Genomic DNA, 19,882 nt, shown 5'->3' on the forward strand with positions numbered 1-19,882 from the left:
CGCTTTCATGTGGCACAGTAGCGTCAGTGCATGCGCGCGTCGCGCGGCACGCAACTGCCCTGACGAGCCCCATGAAGAACCTGCCAGCCTATGAGCCGCCAGTCGATGAACAGCAACTGTTGCTGAAATGGATCCGGCGAGCGCGCGAATCGCAAATGAGCCACTACGACATGGCCGATCTGTTGTCCGCACGCGACCGTCGGGTCGGCTGGCTCGTTACCGTATTGGCAGCGTTCGTGGGCACGGCGGTGTTTGCATCGCTGAACACGGCCGCAGTTTCGCTGGAGATCAGGATTCTGGTCGGCCTCGTGAGCGTGATCGCCGCGCTGTCGTCGGCGTTGCAAACGTATATGCGTTATGCGGAGCGCGCAGAAAAACATCGCGCCGCCGGCGCGCGGTATGGCGCGGTGCGGCGGCGGCTCGAATCGGTTTTTGCGGGCGACGCCGACGCGCGCGACGGCCACTATCTGACCGCGATTCGCGACGAACTCGACCGGCTTGCACAAGACTCGCCCAATGTGCCGCCGCGCAACTTTTACCGTACTCAGCGAGCGTTATCCGCAGATCCGCGGCGCGGCACCGAAACCTGAGCGGCCGGCGTCAGGCATCGAGATCGTTCGCGTCGATGCCCAGTTCGGCTGCCATGCGTCGTACCACTCCCTGAAGACGGTTGACCTGATCGGCAAGCCGTTTCTGCTCGGCCTTCACCGCTTCGAACGTGGACAGCGGCACGGTTTCGTCCTCGCTGCCGCCCGACTGCGCGAACTCGCTCAGGTTCACTTCGCCGCATAGCAGATGCATCCATCTATTTTCGCGCTCGCCCGGCGTGCGAGGCAGTTTGACGACGCGCGGCGGATCGTTCGCGGCGAGCTCGTCGAGAAACGCCTCGACCGACGAGATATCGGCGAAGCCATGCAAGCGCGCGCTGTTCAGACGCAACTCCGCCGCCGTCTGCGGGCCGCGAAGCAACAATGTGGTCAGCAACGCCGCCGACTGGCTCGGCAGACCGAGCACGCGATTCATGTTGTGCTCGAAGCGCGGCACACGGCTGCTACTGCCTTCCATCACGAGGCTTAGCCGTTTCAGACCGTCGAGTGCCGTTAGTACTTCGGCCTCAGTCGCGTTCATGACAGGCGAGCGGCCGGTCTTCTGATTGCAGCCCAACGTCAGCGCATTGAGCGAGAGCGGATAACTGTCGGGCACCGTGTGCTGTTTTTCGACGAGCACGCCAAGCACGCGACCCTCGAGCAAGGTTAATGCGCGGATGGCAGGACGGGACGGAGCGTCGGGAGTCGAATTCATTTGATGTAGCGGCATGTGCCGATGTGGTCGTGGATAACACGCCTTACCATCGCTCTGCGAGGTGGCACTTTTCTCTTGGTGGGCACTATGATAAACGGCCCGAGCCCTGACAGCGCATGAATCGCCGCGACGGACCGCGGCGCGTGAGCCGGCGCTGGGCACGAGGTCTGCTTTCTCATCGTCTTTCTCGACACGGAGTGTTTAATGCCAATGCGTTCACAGTCGGTCCTGCGCGTGAGCGCCATCTCCCTCGCGGTGGGTGCCGTGTGCCTGCTCGGCGCCTGTGCGCTAAGTCCAGGCGGCAAGAGCGGCAACGCGCGCGTGCCCGAGCCCGCCAAGCCGGTCGACCTCGGGCGCTATCTGGGCCGCTGGTACGAACTGGCGCGCTATGAAAACCGCTTCGAAAAAGGCTGCGAGGCGGTGACCGCCGACTACGGCGCGCGTGAAGACGGCCTGATCGACGTGACCAACAGTTGCCACAAGGGTGGAGTTGAAGGCCCGCTGGACGCCTCGAAGGGACGAGCGAAGGTGGTAGCCGGATCGAACAACGCGAAGCTGAAGGTGTCGTTCTTCGGCCCGTTCTTCGTCGGCAATTACTGGGTGCTGGATCACGCCGACGACTACAGCTGGTCGATCGTCGGCGAACCGAGCGGGCGCTATCTGTGGATTCTGACGCGTGAAGCGAAACCGGCCGCAAGCGTGAAAGACGGGTTGATCGATCGAGTGCGTGCGCTTGGCTACGACACGTCGATGTTGCGCATCACGCAGCTCGGCTAGCGCGCCAGAAAACACTTGCCGGGAAAAATTTTGCCCGGTATCGTCGTGGCGTTCTGCAAAGCAGCGCGGGAGAGATCGTCTGAAACCAGGGCGACGCCGACGGAGCAACCGCCCCGGAAACTCTCAGGCAAAAGGACCGCGCAGCAGGAACATCTGGAGAGCGGCGCCGCGCGCGCCCACCGAAGGGGATTCCCGCGCACATACAGCGTTTTCGCGCAGCGCCGGGAAGAAACTCTCAGGTACATGGACAGATGGGGCATCGGCACCGGTTTCGCACGAAATCGAACCCGGTGGTGCTCAACTACTCTGGACCATGTCATGTCACGAATCGCCATTATCGGCGCCGGCATTACCGGCGTTACGACCGCGCACGCCCTCGCCCAATGCGGCCACCACGTCACCGTGTTCGAACGTCATCGCTATGCGGCGATGGAAACCTCGTTCGCCAACGGAGGCCAACTGTCGGCCAGCAATGCAGAAGTATGGAACAGCATGGCCACTGTTCTGAAAGGCCTGCGCTGGATGTTCACGCGCGACGCCCCGCTGCTGCTCAATCCTGTGCCCACGTGGCACAAGTATTCGTGGATGGGCGAATTCCTGCGGCAAATTCCCCACTACCGGGCCAACACCGTCGAAACAGTGCGGCTAGCCATCGCCGCGCGCGAGCATCTGTTTTCGATTGCCGAGCAGGAAGGCATCGACTTCGATCTCGAACAGCGCGGCATTCTGCACGTCTACAAGACGCGCAAGGAGTTTGACGCGGCGTCCAAGGTGAATGACCTGCTGCGCGAAGGCGGACTCGAGCGCAGCGCGGTGACGGCGAGCGAAGTGCAGCGCATCGAGCCCGCGCTGCGCGGCGATTTTTACGGCGGCTTTTTCACGCCGTCCGATTCGACAGGCGACATCCACAAGTTCACGCGCGGTCTCGCCGATGCATGCGTGCGCCACGGCGTGCAGTTCCATTACGATGCGGAAATCATGTCGATCGAGCAACCCGCCGAAGGTCGCTTCTCGCTCACTGCCCACCTCGAAGGCGAGACGCAGCGCTTTGGCTTCGAGCGGATCGTCGTGTGCGCGGGCGTGAAAAGCCGCGATTTTGCGGCGATGCTCGGCGACCACGTGAACGTGTATCCGGTCAAAGGCTATTCGATCACCGTTTGTCTCGACGATGCAACGAGCAGGCAGCGTGCACCGTGGGTCAGCCTGCTCGACGACAGCGCGAAGATCGTGACGAGCCGGCTCGGCGCCGACCGCTTTCGCGTCGCGGGCACGGCGGAGATCAACGGCTTCAATCGCGATATCCGCTCCGCCCGGATTGCTCCGCTAGTAGACTGGACGCGGCGGCATTTCCCCGAGGTATCGACCGCGCGTGTCATCCCGTGGGCTGGCTTGCGGCCGATGCTGCCGAGCATGCTGCCCAAGGTCGGACGCGGAAAACGGCGAGGCGTGTTCTATAACACCGGGCACGGCCACCTCGGCTGGACGCTGTCGGCCGCAACGGCGCAGGCGGTGGCGCGCGCGATTGAGTAGCCCGCCGCCACGAAGACGCCGCATCTGCTAGTGTTGTGCTATCCGCGTCTTGACCTTGAAAACCATGGCTCATTCGGGCTTTCGCAATCCGGACAGCGCCGCCCCCGACGGCGCGGACGGCGCGCGTCTGAGCGACGAGCAGATTAGCGAAGAGGCGACGCGGCGGCTCGCATGGGACGCCGCGGTTCCTGAACACACGATCACCGTGGAAGTCAGCAACGGGCGCATCGTGCTCAACGGCCAACTCGAACACGACGCCCAGCGAATCGCGGCGCTCGAAGACGTGACGCGCCTGTTCGGCGTCGCGGCTGTATGCGATCGGCTAGTCGTTAAGCACCCTTGAGCAGAGCCGATTCAACCCGCTCAACCTCGATCGGCACGCAGCAACGCGCGGCAATGCCTCGCGATCTGCTTCTCTTCTTCGGTATGAAGCACCCTCACCTTGCCCGAGGCGTCGCCTTCATCAAGGCCGAGAAACGACAGCCCCTCGCAGATCCGTTTGCGCATCTGCACGCTGTGCTCGCCGATGCCGCCGGTGAACACCAGCAGATCGATGCCGCCCAGCAAAGCCGCATATCCGCCAATGGTTTTGCGCACCGCGGTCGCAAACGCGTCGAGCGCCAGCGACGCATGCGGGTCGCCCGCCGCCGCGCGTTGCTCGAGCGCCTGCATGTCGCTCTCGCCATCGGCGTAACCGGCCAGGCCGCTGTGCCGGTTCAGCAGCGTTTCCAGCCCGTTTGCGTCTAGTTTCTCCACTCGCATCAGATATAACAGCACGCCCGGGTCGAGGTCGCCGCAACGCGTGCCCATTGGCACGCCGCCGGTCGGCGTCATGCCCATCGATGTATCGACCGAGCGGCCGTCGCGCAATGCGCACACGCTCGAACCGTTCCCGAGATGCGCGCACACCACCCGCGCCGGCAACGTAGCGCCAAGCTGGGCGATGAGCGATTCATACGACAGCCCGTGAAATCCGTAGCGAATCACACCGGCCTGCGCATAGCGCCGCGGTAACGCGAGTTGCGCGGCGCGCGGAGGCAGCGTCGCATGAAAGGCGGTGTCGAAGCAGGCGAAGTGCTGCGCGCCGCCGAAAATCTTCTGCGCTTCGTCGATCAGATCGAGCGCGGGCGGAATATGCAGCGGCGCGAAATGCACTGCATCCTGCAAGCGGCGGCGGACCTCGGGCGTCAGCCGCTGATGCGAGCGTAAGTGCGGGCCGCCGTGCACCACACGGTGGCCGACCGCCGTGGGCTGCTCATGACGTTGCTGGGCGAGCACGGTGGAAAGCTTCTGCAATGCGTCGGTTTGCGACTCCAGCACATGCTCCTCCTGGACGAGCACGCGCCCGTCGGGAGCCGCGATCCGCAAGCGGCCGTCGCGGCGGCCGATGCCTTGCGCGCTGCCTTCGAGCAGCAGCGATTCGTCGTCGCCAGAATGCTCGAACAGCCCGAACTTCAGCGACGACGATCCGCTGTTCAGCACGAGAATGGTATGCGGCGAAGCGCCGTCCTGAGTGGTCATAACGGGCCTCGCTCAGCTTTTCCACGTCCAGTTGCGGATTTCTTCCTTGTCGATGCCCTCGGCATGCGCGTAATTCAGATGCTCGATAATCTGGCCGCGCAGCCATTCCTTCGCATGGTCGCCGACACCGCGCAGCTTCGGCACGCGGTCGATCACGTCGATAGCCAGCGAGAAACGGTCCACCTGATTGATGATCGCGAGTTCGAGCGGCGTGTTGATGTTGCCCTTCTCGTGATAACCGTGCACATGCAGGTTCTCGTGATTCGTCCGGTTGTAGGTCAGCTTGTGAACCAGCGACGCATACGAATGGAAATTGAAGATCACCGGCTTGCTCGTCGTGAACAGCGAATCGAAGTCACGGTTCGTCAGACCATGCGGATGCGCATGCTCGGGCATCAGCCGGAACAGATCGACCACGTTGACGAAACGGATTTTCAGATCGGGGAAGCGCTCCTTGAGGATCTCGACGGCGGCGAGCGCTTCCATCGTCGCGATGTCGCCCGCGCAGCCGATCACCACATCCGGCTCGGCACCCTGATCGGTCGACGCCCAGTCCCAGATGCCGATGCCCTTCGTGCAATGCGTAACGGCTGCGTCCATGTCGAGATACTGCAGGTGCGGCTGCTTGTCGGCGACGATCACGTTCACGTAGTCGCGCGAACGCAGGCAGTGATCGGCCACACTGAGCAGGCAGTTCGCGTCGGGCGGCATGTAGATTCGCACCACATCAGGGCTCTTGTTCGTCACCACGTCGAGAAAGCCGGGGTCCTGATGCGTGAAACCGTTGTGATCCTGTCGCCATACGAGCGACGTGATCAGCAGGTTGATCGACGGCACCGGCTGACGCCAGCCCAGCTCGCGCTTCGCTTTTTCCAGCCACTTCGCGTGCTGGTTGAACATCGAATCGATCACGTGCACGAAGGCTTCATAAGTGGCGAAGAGTCCATGCCGCCCTGTTAGCACGTAACCTTCGAACCAGCCTTCCAGCGTGTGTTCGCTGAGCATTTCCATCACGCGGCCGTCGGCCGACAGCGCGCCGCCGTCCGCATCGCCGGCGTCGCCCGCCGCGAGCCACGTCTTGCTCGATGCTTCATAGATGGCAGTCAGCTTGTTGCTTGCGGTTTCGTCCGGCCCGAACACGCGGAAGTTGGTCATGTTGTTGCGCATGACATCGCGCAAAAACTCGCCAAGCACCTGAGTCGGCGACGTGTATGCGGACGCGGGCTTTTTCACGTCGACCGCATAGTCGCGAAACGCGGGCATATCGAGCGTCTTGCATAGCGCGCCGCCGTTCGCATGCGGATTGGCGCTGATGCGGCGCGCGCCCTTCGGCGCGAGTTCGCGCAACTCTTCAACGAGGCGGCCGGAAGCGTCGAACAGCGCTTCAGGCTGATAACTGCGCAGCCAGGCTTCTACCAGTTTGAGGCTCTTACTGTTCGTCACGGGATCGGCAATCGGCACCTGATGCGCGCGCCATGAGCCTTCCACCTTGTGGCCGTCGACTTCCTTGGGACCGGTCCAGCCTTTCGGCGAGCGCAGCACGATCATCGGCCAGCGCGGCCGCGTCGGGTCGTTGTTATCGCGTGCATGCTGCTGGATCGCGCGGATTTCGCCGACGCACTGTTCGAGCGTGGCCGCCATCTGCTGATGCATGACCTCGGGATCGTCCCCTTCGACGAAATACGGCTTGTGTCCGTATCCGGTAAGCAGCGCTTCGAGTTCTTCGCGTGGAATCCGCGCGAGCACGGTCGGGTTCGCAATCTTGTAGCCATTCAGATGCAGAACCGGCAGCACCGCGCCGTCGCGGATCGGATTGAGGAACTTGTTCGAATGCCATGACGTGGCGAGCGGACCGGTTTCGGCCTCGCCGTCGCCGACCATTACCGCGACGATCAGGTCCGGGTTGTCGAATGCGGCACCGTAGCCGTGCGACAGGCTGTAGCCCAGTTCGCCGCCTTCATGGATAGACCCGGGCGTTTCGGGCGTGCAATGCGAGCCGATGCCGCCCGGAAACGAAAACTGACGAAAAAAGCGCCGCATACCGGCTTCATCTTCACTGCGGTCCGGATAGATTTCCGAATAGTGTCCTTCCAGATAACAATTGGCGAGCGTGGCAGGCGCGCCATGGCCTGGGCCCGAAATGAAGATCACATTCAGGTCGAGCTTCTTGATCACCCTGTTCAGATGGACGAGCAGAAAGCTCTGTCCAGGGTCCGAGCCCCAGTGTCCGAGCAAACGATTCTTGATGTGTTCGGGCTTCAGCGGCTCGCGCAGCAACGGGTTATCGCGCAAATAGATCATGCCGGCGGACAGATAGTTGCACGCGCGCCAGTAGCGATCCATGTTGCGCAGCGTATCGGGGTCTAGCGTTTGCGGCGGGGTGGCTCGGGAGGTTGTCTCAGCCATGGCGTCACTCCTCGTAAGGACTGTCAGGCAGGTTGACGGAGGTTGCGAAGCTTCGCGGATGAACGTCATGCGTTTGTCATGACAGCCGCGTGGTGCGTAGAGCGCTAATGGAGGATAGTGTGCCGTTGCGCGCCGGTCGCCAGCGGTGTGACCGGATGCACGCATCATCGTTCGGGACGCTGTGCGAAAAGCTTGATGCTGCTCAAGACTCGCCGTCGTCGCGCATCGCGCTGCAAGTCTTACGCCAGCCTTGCTGCGGGTATTGCGCGAAACGCTTAAGCTGTGGATCGCGACGACGAGATCTCGTTGTTCCCGTCACGCTGCAGTGTCGTCTGTTCGCCGATTCGTCCTTAACCATACACATTGATCATGCCGACACCCAACCGTTTTAAAGCGCCGCTGGTTCTTCTTGTCGCGCTTATGCTGCTGTGCGCGGGCGTGGCCGTTCTGGTTGGCGTGTTCGGCTTGCTGGTAAAACTCGTCGGCGCCGTTTAGCAACGCGCGGTGCGCGCGGTGCCTGCACAATCTGTGTATGCTGCCGATGTTCATGCGCCGAAGCGCGCAGCTTTATTGCAAGGAGGTTTCATTGACTAACCCAGCCGACCCGTCCCCTCCTTCCCCGCAAGCCATTGACCCGCAGTTGCTCGAAGTCGCGCAGCAGGTGTTCGATCTCGCGCGTGCCGGCGACGCCGCCATGCTCGCAGCGGTGATCGAAAAAGGCGTGCCGCCGAATTTACGCAATGACAAGGGCGACAGTCTGTTGATGCTCGCAAGCTATCACGGACATGTCGATGCCGTGCGCACGCTGCTCGAACGCGGCGCAGATCCGGACCTGCGCAACAATAACGGGCAGACTCCACTTGCGGGCGCGGCCTTCAAGGGCTTCGACGCTGTGGTCGAAACCTTGCTCTCGCACGGGGCCGATGTCGAAGGCGCGTCGCCCGACGGACGCACTGCACTGATGGTGGCCGCGATGTTCAACCGCACAGCGATCATGGACATGCTGATCGCGCACGGAGCAAACCGCAATGCACGCGATGCCAGCGGAACGAGCGCGCTCGATGCGGCCGGCAGAATGGGCGCTGCGGATGCACAAGCCAGGCTGAAAGCGCAGGACTCGTGACGCACGTGATGCTCGACGGGCGGCGCTTCGCGGCACGCGCGGTGCGCCGCCCGCGATCACTGTCCTGATAACGGGCAGCGCATTCCCAACGCTCAGGTCTTCCCGGCGAGCAGCGTTCCCATATCTAGTTGCGCGAGATCGCCAATCCGCTCGATAGTCACATCCGCGGGCGGGTTGCTCGATATCTCCTTGGGGTCAAAAGCGTAATGCCCTTGGCGCGGGAACACCGTGGTCAACCTGCTGCCCCAGACTTTCTTCATTGCCGTGAGAATACGCAACTTGTCGTCGACCATTACGTAGTGGCGCGCCGGGTAGCATTCCATCACCTGGTCGAGCATGAGCTCTTTGTGGATGTAGATCAGCACGCGGCCCTGCACCTCTTCCCACAAGCCGGAACGCGCGACCTTACGCGGCTGGAACACAACGTCCCCATCAGACAGAATCACCGTGGGCCCGCGTTTCGCGACGTGCCGTAATGCATCCAGCGCGCCTGGATAGAGCCGGTTGGCAAACGGATAGTCGATCAGGAATGACGACATCAGCAAGAGGCGTGTGTCCCTTGGATGCTCGGTACGGTAACGCTGCAATGCGCCAAGATAGTCCGCATAGCCGAGCTCGCCGCGCAATTGCTCGAAAATCTCCCAATAGCGGCTGCTGTTCTCAGTGCCGAACTCGCGCATCATGTGGGCGCGCAAATCCGATAGCACGTGGTCGTTGTCGAGCAACGTGTTGTCGCAGTCGAACAGGAAAACCACGTCCTGCGGCGCGCTTTCAGTGGGTTGTGTGGCTTGCATGTGCGGCTCCATGAGATCGGCTGTGCTGTGAGCCGGAGGGTCGGGACAATCAGCCCTGCTGGCTGCCCGACGGCGCAGGCGGTTTTTCAGCGTGACCGCCGAAGTCGTGGCGCATTGCCGACAACACGCGGTTTGCAAAGTCCGCTTCGCCGCGCGAATTGAAACGCCCGAAGAGCGCCGCGCTCAACACCGGCGCAGGCACGCCCTCGTCGACGGCCGCCGCCATCGTCCAGCGTCCTTCGCCCGAATCGGATACGCGTCCTGCGTAGTTCTTGAGATCGGCGTCGCCGACCAGCGAACCGGCGATCAAGTCGAGCAGCCAAGAGCCGATCACACTGCCGCGCCGCCACACTTCGGCAATATCCGCCAGGTTCAGATCGTACTGATAAAGCTCCGGACGGCGCAGCGGCGAAGTCTCGGCATCTGCGTCGCGAGCGTGCTTACCGGCGTCGGCGTGACGCAGAATATTGAGGCCTTCGGCATAGGCGGCCATCAAGCCGTATTCAATGCCGTTGTGAACCATCTTGACGAAGTGCCCCGCGCCTATCGGGCCGCAATGCAGAAACCCCTGCTCGGCCGTGCTGCTGCCCTCGGTGCGTCCCGGTGTGGCAGGCGCGGCCCCTGCGCCTGGCGCAAGCGTCGAGAAAATCGGCTCCAGCCGTTGAACGACCTCCGCTTCGCCGCCGATCATCAGGCAGTAGCCGCGCTCGCGTCCGGCGACGCCGCCACTGGTGCCGACGTCCACATAGTGCAGCTTGCGCTCGGCCAACTGGGCGCCCCGGCGGATGTCGTCGTGGTAATAGGAATTGCCGCCGTCGATCACGATATCACCCGGTTCCAGCAACGGCACGAGTTTGTCGAGCGTGCCGTCGACCACGGCGGCGGGCACCATCAGCCAGACCGCACGCGGCTTCGCGAGCTTCGCCACGAGATCTTCTAGCGACGATGCGCCCATCACGCCTTCCTGCCCGAGCCGCTCGACGGCAGCGGGCTGTACGTCGTAGGCGATGCATTGTTGACCGCCCTTTGTCAGCCGCCGCACCATGTCGGCGCCCATACGTCCCAATCCAATCATGCCTAGCTGCATTTCACCGCTCCCGAAAGTGCTTCGTGACGCTGCCTGGTTCAGTTAGATGATCATGATGCGATTGCTGCAAGTTCCGGCGATGCCTCATTGACTGATTCGGTTGCGTTGACGACAGCAACCGCGTCCATCGGAAGAACGATACGCCTCATAGCAGAGGTTTTGTGCGGAGTAAAGTTCCTCGCGGTCAGCTCGATGCAAGCTTCGGCTGCGCGTGCGATGCATGGCACCGCAGATCAACGCTCACGGCCGCCTCGCAGCGAGCGCCCCGATTGAAGCTTGCCGTATTGCGTGCGAGCGAAACGTCGCACCGCTCGCCACATGAGCGGATAGCGGTAACCGGGCACGGCAAACAGCACGAGCGCGCACAGCGCCAGCAACCCGCAGAACAGGAAGGTTCCTCGATAGCTGAAAGCCTGCACCAGCAAACCGGACAAAACGCCCGACAGAATCGAGCCTACCCGCGCCGCGTTGAAGAAAAGCGCCGTGGCGCGCCCCGGCGAATGCGGCATCAGATCCTGCACGTAGGTCATGCCGAGACACGAAGTCACGGCTACCACGAACGCGTTGAGAATCTGCATCGGTATCAGTACATGCACGTTTCCAGCGAGCGACATGGCGACGAAATACAGCGCGTGAACCGCCGCGCACGCAGCTAGCCAGTTCGGCTTGTGCAAGCGCGAAGACTTCGCGCCGAGCGCGAGCATCATCGGAATTTCGGTCAATGCGCCGAGGCCGAGCATGACCGACACGTCCAGATGCGTGCCGCTCAGGCCATGCACGATGTAAAGCGGCAGCACGATCATCGTGGCGTTCGCGGCCAGCCCCAGCAACGTCAGCGCCGCGACCGCGCGGCCAATATCGTTCGCCGACGCTACGCCGGGCAAGTCCTCGTGCGCGTCTTCGCCCGGCTCGGTCAGCGGCGGTACCGTGATTGACGACGACGGCTCGGAGGCCGTGTCCTGCACCGTGTGATCGCCGAGATGGCCTTGCGGCTCGCGCATGCGCCAGACAATGGCGGCGCACGTGGCGAAGCTGGCCGCGGCGAACAGGAAGAGCCCGTAGAAACTCGTTGCCGCCAGCACCAGCGCGCCCACCGACGGCCCGAACACCCACGCCGCCGAGAGAATCGTGCGTAGCGTCGCACTTGCAAACACGCGCTCGGCCGCGTCGGGCACAGGCAGCGCTGCGCGGCTGAACGAGAACACCATTGAAATGGCCGAACCGCCGGCGCCTATGAAGACAATGCCGACGACGAGCAACAGCCGGTAGTCGCGCACCACGCATAAACACAGGTAACCGAGGGCGGCGAGCACCAATGCCGCCAGCAGCAAAGGCCGATGCCGACCGCTCGCGTCGCTCCAGCGGCCGGCGAAGGTACTCGCCAGCACGCCGCTTGCCGCGATTAGCGTCATGAACACGCCAAGGCGGAAAGGCGTCATACCGGCGCGCTCGACACCGAATAGCGACAGATACGGAGCGGTGAACGACATGGCGACGCCCAGCATCAGCGTGGCGGCGGCGAGCGGCTTGAAGCCGGGAATGTGCAGCAGACCAAAAAAACGTGAGGTTTTCAACACGGGCGGCTGTGGGCTCAGAGCAAGCAAGCCTGCAAGGCGCGGCGCGCGCGACAGGCTTCGTGGCGGGAATGACGGGGCATTATCGGCCGCGCGTGAGGGCGCGTAAAGGCGCGGGGATGTATCCCAAATTTGTGGCGGCGACCCGTATGCCGGATAGCGAGCTGACAGGGCCGGCCGCGCACGCTACTTGCCGTCGTTCGCCCGCATCTGCTGCGCGAGCGCCTTGTAGTCGTAGGTCGGATAGAACTCGGTGCGGTAGCCGCCCCACGCGGTCGTCTCAATCGCGCGATTGACCTCGCGCAAGCGGCTCGCGGGCACACGCAGGGTGACCACCTGACCGATGCCCATCATCACGTACCACGACACCACTTCTATGCCGGGCGGCGGGAAAGTCTTGAAGAAACCCTGTGCGCGCAATTGCTCGTTGATCTTCGGCAGCGGTCGGGATTCGTCGTGGCGCAAAAAGATCGTGAGCAGAAAAGTGTCGTCGGGTGCGTTGGCGGCGCGCGCAGCGGAGGCCGCGGCCGGTGTCTCCTGCGACGCGCCCGAAGTCGCAGACGTCACATCCGCGCCGTAACCTGGCAGCGCGGCCCCGAGCGAGCACGCGAGCATCGCGCACTTCACGCCGCGGCGTAGCTTTGCAGGAAGTCCGACGGACCGCTTGATGACCAATGCTGATGGCATGACATGCCTCCATGAGGGTTGAACCTGCGCGTCCACGCGTTGGCGCCCTCTCACCGGCCCCATCCGTGGTAGTCGAGGCCAGACGCTAGCAATATTTACTCCCGCGGGCGCCCTCAACCGGTTCGGTGCATGACATAGCCCGCTTTTCGAGGGCGCACCCAACTCGTATGGTTGTGCCAATGGCCGCCCCGCCGACTCTCGAACCAATAGCTGGTACTCTTATCAAACCAGAGTGCGGCGCGTGTCCGCGGCAGCGGACGCGCCTTTCCAACCCCAGAGCGCATATTTGAACCCGCAGCGGAGCATGCATGGCAATCCGGACGCCTTATTCCACCAAAGCCCCTTCAAGAGCCGAAATCGACGCGCTGCCAGGCGCCACCGTCATCGAGTTCGGCACGGACTGGTGTGGCTACTGCCAGGGTGCGCAGCCGTCCATTGCAAAGGCTTTCGAAGCGCATGCCGGCGTCAGGCACCTGAAGATCGAAGACGGTCCCGGCCGCCCGTTAGGCCGCTCGTTCAAGGTCAAGCTATGGCCCACGCTGATTTTCATGCGCGACGGCACGGAAGTGGCGCGCGTCGTTCGCCCAGGGAGCGTGGAACAGATCGCCGACGCGTTCGCGTCGCTCTGAACCGGAGTCGAGCGCTTCCATCATGCGACAGGCCATCCACCATCTGAGCGTCAAGGCGCCCACTCGCGGACTCGTCGAATTCACCGATGAAGCCCGCCGCTTCGTCGCGGCGCAGGACATCGGCACCGGACTGCTGACGCTGTTTTGCCGTCATACGTCGGCTTCATTGCTGATTCAGGAGAATGCCGACCCGTCGGTGCAGCGAGATCTCGAGCGGTACTTCGCGAACCTCGCGCCCGAAGACAAGCAACGCTATGAGCACGACGCCGAGGGCCCCGACGACATGCCTGCGCATTTGCGCACCGCATTGACGCAAGTTCAATTGAGCATACCGGTCGAGCATCGGCAGATGGTGCTCGGCACATGGCAAGGGCTGTATCTGTTCGAGCATCGGCGTCACACGCAGCATCGCGACATCGTGCTGCATCTGATAGGCGAATAACGCAGGTCATGCAGCGGCCGCCAATGCGCCGCGGCCGCAGTTTTCCTTCCGCAACCGGAACAAAGGGAGCACATCTCATGGACACCCGTAGCGAACTGCAAGCCACCGTCGACGCAATGGTTCAGCCCGGCAAGGGCCTGCTCGCCGCCGACGAAAGCGGCCCCACCATCGCCAAACGCTTCAAGACGATCGGACTCGACTCCACCGAGGAAAACCGCCGTGCGTATCGCAATCTGCTGCTCACCACGCCGGGCCTCGGCGAATTTGTGAGCGGCGTGATTCTCTACGAAGAAACGCTCGGCCAGAAAGCGGACAACGGCACGCCGTTCCCCGAAGTCGCTGCGAAGAACGGGATCGTGCCGGGAATCAAAGTGGACCTCGGCAAGGTTGCGCTAGCCCATGCTCCAGGCGATGAAATCACCGAAGGCCTCGACGGCCTCGCGCGGCGCTTCGTCGATTACAAAAAGCAAGGGGCGCGTTTTGCAAAGTGGCGCGCGGTCTACAACATTGCCGCAAATCTGCCGAGCCGTCTCGCAATAGAAGCGAATGCCGACTCGCTCGCGCGTTACGCCGCGATCGCCCAGGAAGCGGGCATCGTGCCGATCGTCGAACCGGAAGTGTTGATGGACGGCGACCACACGATCGAGCGTAGCGCCGAAGTGACCGAGGCGGTTTTACACGAGGTGTTCGTCGCGCTGCAACGGCATCGCGTCGTGCTCGAACATATGCTGCTGAAGCCGAGCATGGTGATCGCCGGTTCCGAGAGCGCGCGGCAATCGTCCACTGCGGATATCGCTGCTTACACGGTGCGGATTCTGAAACGCACTGTGCCCGCGGCCGTGCCGGGCATCGTATTTCTCTCTGGTGGACAGTCGCCCGAAGAAGCGACCGCGAACCTCGACGCAATGAATCGCCTCGGGCCGCTGCCGTGGAATCTGAGCTTCTCGTACGGACGTGCGTTGCAGGAGCCGCCGTTACAAGCCTGGAAAGGCGCGGCGAGCAAGGTCCAGGAAGCGCAGCAGGCGTTACTGAAGCGCGCGCGTCTGAACAGCGCGGCGGCGCTCGGCAAGTACGACGCGGCGCAAGAAAAAAGTTAGTCAGTCAGGCCCGCCGGTACAGCATTCGACTCGTGAGGCGCCCGTAGCGCATTTGCGCCACAGGCCCTCACTCGGAACGCGACGGGTTATTGCCCTTTCGTGTCACTGCTTGCGTTCGCGCCCGGCATGTTGGTGGTGTCGGTCGCGGGCTTCATGGCCTTCGACTTCGACGAGTGCTTCTTCGGCTTCGAATGCGACATTGCGCCCGATGACGTAGCGTCACCGCCTTCGCGCGTGGAAGTATTCGCGCCACCGGTCGTGCTCGGATCGTTGCCGGCCGGGCCGCCGCCACCCCCGCCGGAGCCGCCCGCACCTTGTGCCATGGCAAGCGAGGAAGCCGTGAGCAATGTGGAAATAAGCAGTGCCTTCTTGATCTTCATGACTGTTCTCCTGTCGGAATGGAAGCGAAATAGAAGCGGATTGCGCGCGTAGGCGAGCCAGGCGCGCATGCCTCGTCAGGAGTTCAGCAAGGGGTGTGCCTCAAGATTGCAATGCATTACGGTTCGCAAGCCACCAGCGCGTGCAGTTCCTCGATGTTGAATGGCTTCGCCAGTATGGCCACCCCCAGGCGCCGTGCGCGTTCGAGTTCGTCCGCGTAGCCCGTCATCAAGGCGATTTTCTGCGTGGGCCATGCACTGCGCACTTTTTCTGCAAGGTCGATGCCGTTCAGCTTGCCAGGCATCTGGATGTCCGACAGCACGAGTTCAAAGCGCTCGCCACCGGTCAGTACGTCGAACGCCTGATCGGCGGTGGGCTCGTGGCGCACTGCGCAGCCGAACGTTTCCAGCACGGCCGCGACGCCCGCGGCGACGTCTTCGTTGTCTTCTACGAGGAGCACCATGCCCGCGTGCTGCAGCGCTGCCTGCTCCACCACTTCTTCTTTCACGGCGCGAGCCTGGCGGCGTTCGCGATAGCGCGGCAGATACATCCGCACCGTCGTGCCGCTGCCGGGCACGCTGTCGATCTTCGCGGTGCCGCCCGCCTGTTCGCACATAGACAGCACCTGCGCCAAGCCGAGGCCCGCGCCCGAGCCGCTGAGTTTGGTCGTGAACAGCGCCTCGAACGCGCGCCGCGCGACTGATTCAGGCATGCCTTCGCCGTCGTCGGAACACGCGATCAGCACGTACTCGCCATCGGGTAGCAAGGTATCGCTGCCGACCAGCCGGTTGTTCTGGCAACGAATCACGAAGCGTCCGCCGCGCGGCATTGCGTCGCGTGCATTCACCGCCAGGTTCATGATCGCGAGTTCGAGGTCGGTCGGATCCGCAAGCACGTCCCATACGTCGTCGACAATGCTAAGAGCCAGTTCGATCTGATCGCCGAGCGCCGCCTCGATGAGCGGCGCCGCGCCCGGAATCCACTTTTTCAGGTGGATCGGCTCCTGCTTCAGCGGCTGCTTCTTTGCGACGCTCAAAAGGCGCCGCGTGAGCGATTCCGCGGTCGCGGTGGCGCGCTGTACTGCCGTCATTTCCTTTTCGAGGTTGTTGAACCGCTTGAGACGGGCAAGCTCGATATTCGCGGAGACGACCATTAGCAGATTGTTGAAATCGTGCGCGACGTTCGCGACCAGATTGCCTAGCGCGCCCATGCGCTGCAATTGCCGGCTCGAAGCTTCCGCCGAAAGCCGCATCGCAACCTCGCCCTGCCAGCGCTCCCATGCGACGCGCTCGCCGTCGAGTTGACGCAGCGAGTAAAGCACGAGGATCCAGATCGCGATACACGGCACCGCAGTCAACGCGGCGATCACCATGAAGTGCTGGCGCCACGCGTCGACGATCGCGCCTGTTGCATAGGCGCTAGACACGTACAACGGATAGTCGCCGACCCGGCGAAACGCGACGAGCCGCTCACCGCCGTCTTCCGCCGATTTGACGCGTACGTGGCCGGACAACTGTTTGTCGCGCAACGCGGACGCGAACGCGTCGGACGCACTATCCGCCACGCCTGCCGGCAACGGCGGATAGCGCACGAGCAGATTGCCGTCCTGACGATAAAGCGCCAACGCGAGCGATGAATCACCGTTAGTGAGCTCGCGATAAAAGCGCGAAAAGTACTCGTTGCGCAATGCGACCGACACAACGCCGAGGAAGTTGCCGTCGGTATCCGTGCGGGCGATGGTGGTGTTGAACACGTCCGTTTGCGATAACGGGCCGAACATCGGCAACGAAAAGTACGGATGCGGGCGCATCGCTCGCGCGGAGATGAAGTCTTCGCGATGGCCGATGGAGATGCCGGTTGCCGGATACGCGCGGCTCGACACGAGCAGATCGCCGTTTACACCGATCAGGTTGATGGACGCCACTTGCGGAAAGTCCCCGCCGATTTCGCGCAGGGCTTTATGCAATTGCGCGTCATGGGCGCGAAGCTGCTTATCGTCTTCGTCGCCGATCAGCTCGACGATGCGCGAAGCCATCTGCTGATTCAGGTCGAGCACCTTGACCGCCTGTTCCTCGGTCACACGCACTAGCCGGTCGATCATGTCGTTCGAATCGGCGATGCGCCGCTGGTAATCGAAATAACCGTAGCCGGCGAGGCATGCAAGCGGGAAGAGAATCGAAACAGCAAGCACAACAAGTAACACACGCCGCGTCGCCGCAAAATTGCGCGACGGCATTGGGACATCAACTGCAACTCGCTCCGCACGCTGCACGGCCAACATCTCCACAAAAGTCATGAGAAGTCATCTGATTCGTCGCACGTATCGTGCCTTGTGATCGTGCGCTATTTCCTTAAAAGGAATCTAGCGTACTTTTCGGCCGTTCACATAGCGAGATGCGAAGAAACGAGAAATGTTTTTGCATGGCGTGAATATGGCCGTCGTCGGGCATGGCAATTGCTCAACTAGTAGCACTGGTCTCACTCTGGTCCTGCGGCCCGGCGCGCGATCCTACCGCTGCGAGCCGCATCTGACAACGCCTCAAGGAACCCGCATGCCTACGACCGCACTACACGTCGCCCAGCTTTCGCAGCTACGCGAAGACCGGGCACAACGCGTCGTAGTGGGTGACGAAAAAATCCTGCTGGTCCGCGACGGCGACACCGTGCGCGCCTTTTCCGCCGACTGTCCGCACGCAGGCGGGCCGCTCGAGAAAGGCGCGTTGTGCCGCGGCCGGATTATTTGTCCGTGGCATAAGGGCATGTTCGACGCATCCACCGGCCAGGTGCTGGAACCGCCGCCGCTCGTGCCGCTCGACCGCTATGCGGTGATCGTCGACGGCGATAACGTGATGGTGACACCGGCCAAGCTGCCGAACGAAACAGACCTTGCCCGCACACAGGAGCCGCATTTCGCGGTAATCGGCGCGGGCGCGGCCGGCGCCGCAGCTTGTGCGGCGCTGCGCGAGCACGGCTTTAGCGGGCGCATTACGCTGATCGGCGACGAACCTCACGCGCCGTACGACCGCACGTCGCTCAGCAAGTTTGTCCCTTCCGCGGAGATGTCCCCCGCCGATGTGCCGCCGCTTCTCGCTCACGAGTGGTACGAGCAGCACGGCGTGGAACGGATCGTCGCAAAGGTAGTGCGCCTCGATGTTCCCAAACGCACCGTTTATCTGGAACCCGGTGGCGCATTGACCTACGACACCGCGTTGCTCGCGACCGGCGGTGTGCCGAAAGTCCCTTCCATTCCTGGCTGCGAGCTAGGCGGCGTGTATGTGCTGCGCAATCTCGCCGACGCCGCGGCGATCGTCGACGCGCTTGGCGACGGGCCGACCGACGAACTCGCGATTGACGCCCCGTCGACTGCCGCGACCACGTCCACGCGGGTAGCGATTATCGGCAGCGGTTTCATCGGACTCGAAACCGCTGCCTCGCTGCGCAAACGCGGCGTTGAAGTCGCCATTATTTCGCCGGATAAGGTGCCCTTTGCAAAGCAGTTCGGTGAACGCATGGGCGCAATGTTCCGCGCGCTGCACGAAAGCCATGGCGTGAGGTTTTATCCGGAAGCGAAGGTCGCCTCGATCGAAGGGGAAGAAGGCAACGTGCATGAAGTGATGCTGGAAAGCGGCGAGCATATCGCCGCCGACGTCGTGCTGTTAGGCACAAGCGTGACCCCGGCCACCGGCTTTATCGAAGGATTACCGCTGCAAAAGGATGGCGGCGTGATCGTGAATGCAGGTATGCAGGCCGCGCCCGGTCTTTACGCCGCCGGCGACATTGCGATGTTCCCGCTGCGCGAGAACGAGGAGCCGGTGCGAATCGAACATTGGCGAGTAGCGCAACAGCACGCGCGCATCGCTGCGCAAAACATGTGCGGCGCACGCAACCGTTATGAGGACGTGCCGTTTTTCTGGACGTATCACTTCGGCAAGACGTTTGAATATCTCGGCCATGCAAGCGAATGGGACGAGCTGGTGATAGACGGCGACCTGGATAGTCACCAGTTTGCAGCGCTTTACGTGAAGGACGACAAGGTCCTCGCCGTGCTCGCGTGTGAACGCGACGCGCAGACCGCGCACCTGATCGACGCCATGCGCCGAGGTCCGCTCACGCGCGCCGACGCATTGCGGATTGTCGGGCGCGAGTCGTGCGGGACAGTCTGACGCAAGCCGATGTTTAGTTCATGGAACGCTCACCTTTCATTCAACTCTACATGCCGATGTAAAAAGCACCCCAAGTAGGCCGCGCGAGCAGCATGGCCGTCCGCCCATCATCTATATCAGCTCAAGGAGAAGCGTCATGGCAGAACCCAAGGAACAGCACCCGAACGCCGACAAGACCGAGAAGCAGATCGACAAGGAAGTCGAGGACACGTTTCCGGCGAGCGACCCGCCCTCTACCGGCGGCACGACGAAAATCGTGACTGACGACGAAGGCAAGACCTCAGAAGGCGGGGCCACCGGCAAATAAGCACTGCTGCAACGACAAGCGCCCGACGCGCAAGCGCCGGGCGTTTTTTTGCCTGCTGTTCCAGT

20 protein-coding genes and 1 riboswitch are annotated in these 19,882 nt (G+C 62.6%); of the genes, 11 read left to right on the forward strand and 9 right to left on the reverse strand.

What is annotated here, in order from left to right:
• Positions 1 to 71 precede the first annotated feature (71 nt).
• Complete coding sequence (locus OH764_RS24385; RefSeq protein WP_498851168.1) at positions 72 to 590, forward strand: SLATT domain-containing protein; 519 nt, start codon at positions 72 to 74, stop codon at positions 588 to 590.
• A gap of 10 nt (positions 591 to 600) precedes the next feature.
• Here OH764_RS24385 and OH764_RS24390 read toward each other — a convergent pair whose 3' ends face one another.
• The gene (locus OH764_RS24390) at positions 601 to 1,302 is read right to left on the reverse strand and encodes a YceH family protein (protein WP_498851169.1); all 702 of its coding nucleotides are present in this window, start codon (positions 1,300 to 1,302) and stop codon (positions 601 to 603) included.
• A gap of 204 nt (positions 1,303 to 1,506) precedes the next feature.
• On the opposite strand from OH764_RS24390, the gene OH764_RS24395 reads away from it, so the two are divergent.
• From OH764_RS24395 to OH764_RS24405, 3 genes are all read left to right on the forward strand, one after another.
• Positions 1,507 to 2,079, forward strand: a complete 573-nt coding sequence (locus tag OH764_RS24395) for a lipocalin family protein (protein ID WP_498851170.1) — start codon at positions 1,507 to 1,509, stop codon at positions 2,077 to 2,079.
• Between the two features lie 56 nt (positions 2,080 to 2,135).
• A riboswitch (glycine riboswitch) is annotated at positions 2,136 to 2,228 on the forward strand.
• Positions 2,229 to 2,397: 169 nt separating this feature from the next.
• Positions 2,398 to 3,609, forward strand: a complete 1,212-nt coding sequence (locus OH764_RS24400; RefSeq protein ID WP_498851171.1) for a D-amino acid dehydrogenase — start codon at positions 2,398 to 2,400, stop codon at positions 3,607 to 3,609.
• 64 nt (positions 3,610 to 3,673) lie between these two features.
• Positions 3,674 to 3,952, forward strand: a complete 279-nt coding sequence (locus OH764_RS24405) for a BON domain-containing protein (RefSeq protein ID WP_498851172.1) — start codon at positions 3,674 to 3,676, stop codon at positions 3,950 to 3,952.
• A gap of 20 nt (positions 3,953 to 3,972) precedes the next feature.
• Here OH764_RS24405 and OH764_RS24410 read toward each other — a convergent pair whose 3' ends face one another.
• Entirely contained in the window at positions 3,973 to 5,130 is a 1,158-nt protein-coding gene (locus tag OH764_RS24410; protein ID WP_498851173.1) for an acetate/propionate family kinase, read from the reverse strand.
• 12 nt (positions 5,131 to 5,142) lie between these two features.
• Positions 5,143 to 7,536, reverse strand: a complete 2,394-nt coding sequence (locus OH764_RS24415) for a phosphoketolase family protein (RefSeq protein WP_498851174.1) — start codon at positions 7,534 to 7,536, stop codon at positions 5,143 to 5,145.
• 369 nt (positions 7,537 to 7,905) lie between these two features.
• Here OH764_RS24415 and OH764_RS24420 point away from each other — a divergent pair, with 369 nt between their 5' ends.
• Both OH764_RS24420 and OH764_RS24425 read left to right on the forward strand, forming a co-directional pair.
• Positions 7,906 to 8,031, forward strand: a complete 126-nt coding sequence (locus OH764_RS24420; RefSeq protein ID WP_498851175.1) for a hypothetical protein — start codon at positions 7,906 to 7,908, stop codon at positions 8,029 to 8,031.
• A gap of 91 nt (positions 8,032 to 8,122) precedes the next feature.
• Positions 8,123 to 8,659 carry an ankyrin repeat domain-containing protein gene (locus OH764_RS24425; RefSeq protein ID WP_498851176.1) on the forward strand — a complete coding sequence of 179 codons (537 nt, stop codon included), beginning with the start codon at positions 8,123 to 8,125 and terminating at the stop codon, positions 8,657 to 8,659.
• 92 nt (positions 8,660 to 8,751) lie between these two features.
• Here OH764_RS24425 and OH764_RS24430 read toward each other — a convergent pair whose 3' ends face one another.
• The 4 genes from OH764_RS24430 to OH764_RS24445 all read right to left on the reverse strand — a co-directional run bounded on the left by OH764_RS24430 (position 8,752) and on the right by OH764_RS24445 (position 12,801).
• Positions 8,752 to 9,453 (reverse strand): HAD family hydrolase, encoded by a 702-nt coding sequence (locus OH764_RS24430; RefSeq protein WP_498851177.1) that lies wholly within the window; start codon positions 9,451 to 9,453, stop codon positions 8,752 to 8,754.
• 49 nt (positions 9,454 to 9,502) lie between these two features.
• Positions 9,503 to 10,540 (reverse strand): NADP(+)-dependent, decarboxylating phosphogluconate dehydrogenase, encoded by a 1,038-nt coding sequence (gene gnd / locus OH764_RS24435; protein WP_498851178.1) that lies wholly within the window; start codon positions 10,538 to 10,540, stop codon positions 9,503 to 9,505.
• A 233-nt stretch (positions 10,541 to 10,773) separates the two neighbouring features.
• Positions 10,774 to 12,117, reverse strand: a complete 1,344-nt coding sequence (locus OH764_RS24440) for a sugar efflux transporter (RefSeq protein WP_498851179.1) — start codon at positions 12,115 to 12,117, stop codon at positions 10,774 to 10,776.
• Positions 12,118 to 12,300: 183 nt separating this feature from the next.
• Complete coding sequence (locus OH764_RS24445; protein WP_498851180.1) at positions 12,301 to 12,801, reverse strand: hypothetical protein; 501 nt, start codon at positions 12,799 to 12,801, stop codon at positions 12,301 to 12,303.
• 308 nt (positions 12,802 to 13,109) lie between these two features.
• Between OH764_RS24445 and OH764_RS24450 the strand changes: the two genes are divergently transcribed.
• From OH764_RS24450 to OH764_RS24460, 3 genes are all read left to right on the forward strand, one after another.
• The gene (locus OH764_RS24450) at positions 13,110 to 13,430 is read left to right on the forward strand and encodes a thioredoxin family protein (RefSeq protein ID WP_020067835.1); all 321 of its coding nucleotides are present in this window, start codon (positions 13,110 to 13,112) and stop codon (positions 13,428 to 13,430) included.
• 22 nt (positions 13,431 to 13,452) lie between these two features.
• Positions 13,453 to 13,872, forward strand: a complete 420-nt coding sequence (locus OH764_RS24455; protein WP_498851181.1) for a YjbQ family protein — start codon at positions 13,453 to 13,455, stop codon at positions 13,870 to 13,872.
• 77 nt (positions 13,873 to 13,949) lie between these two features.
• A complete protein-coding gene (locus tag OH764_RS24460; RefSeq protein ID WP_498851182.1) occupies positions 13,950 to 14,969 on the forward strand; it encodes a fructose-bisphosphate aldolase in 1,020 nt (339 codons plus the stop codon).
• A gap of 86 nt (positions 14,970 to 15,055) precedes the next feature.
• Here OH764_RS24460 and OH764_RS24465 read toward each other — a convergent pair whose 3' ends face one another.
• Together OH764_RS24465 and OH764_RS24470 are read right to left on the reverse strand one after the other, a co-directional pair.
• Entirely contained in the window at positions 15,056 to 15,349 is a 294-nt protein-coding gene (locus OH764_RS24465; RefSeq protein WP_498851183.1) for a hypothetical protein, read from the reverse strand.
• Between the two features lie 116 nt (positions 15,350 to 15,465).
• Positions 15,466 to 17,619: a hybrid sensor histidine kinase/response regulator family protein gene (locus tag OH764_RS24470; protein ID WP_498851276.1), complete on the reverse strand. Its 2,154-nt coding sequence runs from the start codon at positions 17,617 to 17,619 to the stop codon at positions 15,466 to 15,468.
• Between the two features lie 280 nt (positions 17,620 to 17,899).
• Here OH764_RS24470 and OH764_RS24475 point away from each other — a divergent pair, with 280 nt between their 5' ends.
• Both OH764_RS24475 and OH764_RS24480 read left to right on the forward strand, forming a co-directional pair.
• A complete protein-coding gene (locus OH764_RS24475; protein ID WP_498851184.1) occupies positions 17,900 to 19,510 on the forward strand; it encodes an FAD-dependent oxidoreductase in 1,611 nt (536 codons plus the stop codon).
• 136 nt (positions 19,511 to 19,646) lie between these two features.
• A complete protein-coding gene (locus OH764_RS24480; protein WP_020067841.1) occupies positions 19,647 to 19,817 on the forward strand; it encodes a hypothetical protein in 171 nt (56 codons plus the stop codon).
• The last annotated feature ends 65 nt before the right edge of the window (positions 19,818 to 19,882 follow it).

This window comes from Burkholderia sp. M6-3 (assembly GCF_050858985.1).
GTDB classification, from domain to species: domain Bacteria; phylum Pseudomonadota; class Gammaproteobacteria; order Burkholderiales; family Burkholderiaceae; genus Paraburkholderia; species Paraburkholderia caledonica.

Excerpts from the sequence above, each read along its gene's own strand:
- OH764_RS24405 (WP_498851172.1), top strand. The coding sequence starts at position 3,674 with ATGGCTCATTCGGGCTTTCGCAATCCGGACAGCGCCGCCCCCGACGGC.
- OH764_RS24385 (WP_498851168.1), top strand. The coding sequence starts at position 72 with ATGAAGAACCTGCCAGCCTATGAGCCGCCAGTCGATGAACAGCAACTG.
- gnd (WP_498851178.1), bottom strand. The coding sequence starts at position 10,540 with ATGCAGCTAGGCATGATTGGATTGGGACGTATGGGCGCCGACATGGTG.
- OH764_RS24460 (WP_498851182.1), top strand. The coding sequence starts at position 13,950 with ATGGACACCCGTAGCGAACTGCAAGCCACCGTCGACGCAATGGTTCAG.
- OH764_RS24410 (WP_498851173.1), bottom strand. The coding sequence starts at position 5,130 with ATGACCACTCAGGACGGCGCTTCGCCGCATACCATTCTCGTGCTGAAC.
- OH764_RS24420 (WP_498851175.1), top strand. The coding sequence starts at position 7,906 with ATGCCGACACCCAACCGTTTTAAAGCGCCGCTGGTTCTTCTTGTCGCG.
- OH764_RS24390 (WP_498851169.1), bottom strand. The coding sequence starts at position 1,302 with ATGAATTCGACTCCCGACGCTCCGTCCCGTCCTGCCATCCGCGCATTA.
- OH764_RS24480 (WP_020067841.1), top strand. The coding sequence starts at position 19,647 with ATGGCAGAACCCAAGGAACAGCACCCGAACGCCGACAAGACCGAGAAG.
- OH764_RS24400 (WP_498851171.1), top strand. The coding sequence starts at position 2,398 with ATGTCACGAATCGCCATTATCGGCGCCGGCATTACCGGCGTTACGACC.
- OH764_RS24415 (WP_498851174.1), bottom strand. The coding sequence starts at position 7,536 with ATGGCTGAGACAACCTCCCGAGCCACCCCGCCGCAAACGCTAGACCCC.
- OH764_RS24455 (WP_498851181.1), top strand. The coding sequence starts at position 13,453 with ATGCGACAGGCCATCCACCATCTGAGCGTCAAGGCGCCCACTCGCGGA.
- OH764_RS24445 (WP_498851180.1), bottom strand. The coding sequence starts at position 12,801 with ATGCCATCAGCATTGGTCATCAAGCGGTCCGTCGGACTTCCTGCAAAG.
- OH764_RS24450 (WP_020067835.1), top strand. The coding sequence starts at position 13,110 with ATGGCAATCCGGACGCCTTATTCCACCAAAGCCCCTTCAAGAGCCGAA.
- OH764_RS24395 (WP_498851170.1), top strand. The coding sequence starts at position 1,507 with ATGCCAATGCGTTCACAGTCGGTCCTGCGCGTGAGCGCCATCTCCCTC.
- OH764_RS24465 (WP_498851183.1), bottom strand. The coding sequence starts at position 15,349 with ATGAAGATCAAGAAGGCACTGCTTATTTCCACATTGCTCACGGCTTCC.
- OH764_RS24475 (WP_498851184.1), top strand. The coding sequence starts at position 17,900 with ATGCCTACGACCGCACTACACGTCGCCCAGCTTTCGCAGCTACGCGAA.
- OH764_RS24430 (WP_498851177.1), bottom strand. The coding sequence starts at position 9,453 with ATGCAAGCCACACAACCCACTGAAAGCGCGCCGCAGGACGTGGTTTTC.